The organism is Enterococcus sp. RTP21361st1_A6_RTP21361_211029, from assembly GCF_040910045.1.
Classification (GTDB): Bacteria; Bacillota; Bacilli; order Lactobacillales; family Enterococcaceae; genus Enterococcus_D; species Enterococcus_D gallinarum.
This window is the reverse complement of sequence record NZ_JBDGBK010000225.1, coordinates 1-1142: the sequence shown is the minus strand read 5'-3', so window position 1 is coordinate 1142 and position 1142 is coordinate 1. Positions and strand designations below refer to the sequence as shown.

Below are 1142 nucleotides of genomic sequence, written 5' to 3'. Positions count from 1 at the left end.
TCACCACCGTGTGCAATGCCGAAATGATATATGTCCTGAGTAATGGCCATGTCATTGGAGAAGGGAAACACGACCACCTTCTCAAAACCGTTCCCTTGTACTACATGCTTGCCAAAAACAGCAGCTTGCGCCGTCCTTAAAAACAATAAAAAGAGACATTCTCTATAGGTGCCATCATCTTTGGCATTATTTTCCCCTATTGAGGGTGTCATCTCTAGATGACATTTTCGCACGTCTTCTTGCTGCTCATTGTCTCTTCGATGGATAGTGGGGGTATCGAAGTCCAATACGCAGGTGAGGAAGGTGGATAATGGTTCGACATTTGAGGGGAACGGGGAGCGATGCAATGGCGTCGGCTCCGGTCGCGGCCGCGGGGCTGTCGAAGAGTTTCGAGCTGCGTAGGGGTGAGACGGTGCCGGTGCTGAGGCATGTGGATTTCACAGCCGGTTGGGGTCAGATGACGGGGATCGTGGGACCGTCTGGTTCAGGCAAGTCCACGCTCATGTATTGTCTGGCGGGGTTGGAGTCCGTCTCCGATGGCTCTGTACGGGTGCTGGGACAGGAGGTGACCCGTATGAGCCGTGCCCAGTCGGCGCGGTTCCGGCGTGATCATCTGGGGTTTGTGTTCCAGTCGTATAATCTGGTGCCTTCGATGAGCGTGGAGGACAACCTCAGGCTTCCGTTCACGCTGCGCGGTGCGAAATATCCGTGGGATCGCGCGGCCGGGCTGCTTGACCGTCTGGGGATTCTCGGGTTGCGCAGGCAAAACGTGACGTTGCTGTCGGGCGGGGAGCAGCAGCGTGTGGCGTTGGCCCGTGTGCTCGTCGCCGATCCCGAGATCGTGTTCGCCGACGAGCCGACCGGCGCGTTGGACACCGAGTCCGGCGGGCGTGTGGTCGATGAGCTGCGCGCGTTCGCGGATCGTCCTGGTCATGCGGTGGTCATGGTCACGCACAGTCCCGAGGTCGCGGTCCGCTGCGATCGCGTCGCGCGGATGCGTGACGGTGTGTTGGCCGAGGTCGGTTCCGATTCGTCCGGTCTTGATGGGCGGGAGGCGATTTGATGCGTGGCCTGTTGCGTGATTTCAGGGATGCGCCTGTCGTGTGGGGCGCGGTATTGCTGCTGCTGGCAGTGGTGCAGTG

Annotated in this window: 2 protein-coding genes; one reads left to right on the top strand and one right to left on the bottom strand. The window is 59.3% G+C overall.

Going from position 1 to position 1142, the window contains the following annotated elements; genetic code table 11:
* The coding region (locus AB5Z52_RS17235; RefSeq protein WP_368267163.1) for a hypothetical protein at window positions 1-347 on the bottom strand (347 nt) is incomplete at its 3' end.
* On the opposite strand from AB5Z52_RS17235, the gene AB5Z52_RS17230 reads away from it, so the two are divergent.
* On the top strand, window positions 311-1063 hold the full coding sequence (locus tag AB5Z52_RS17230) for an ABC transporter ATP-binding protein (protein ID WP_012576886.1): 753 nt from the start codon (window positions 311-313) through the stop codon (window positions 1061-1063). The genes AB5Z52_RS17235 and AB5Z52_RS17230 overlap by 37 nt on opposite strands.
* Window positions 1064-1142 lie beyond the last annotated feature (79 nt).

Coding starts and splice junctions, on each gene's coding strand:
- AB5Z52_RS17230 (WP_012576886.1), top strand. CDS start 311: ATGGTTCGACATTTGAGGGGAACGGGGAGCGATGCAATGGCGTCGGCT.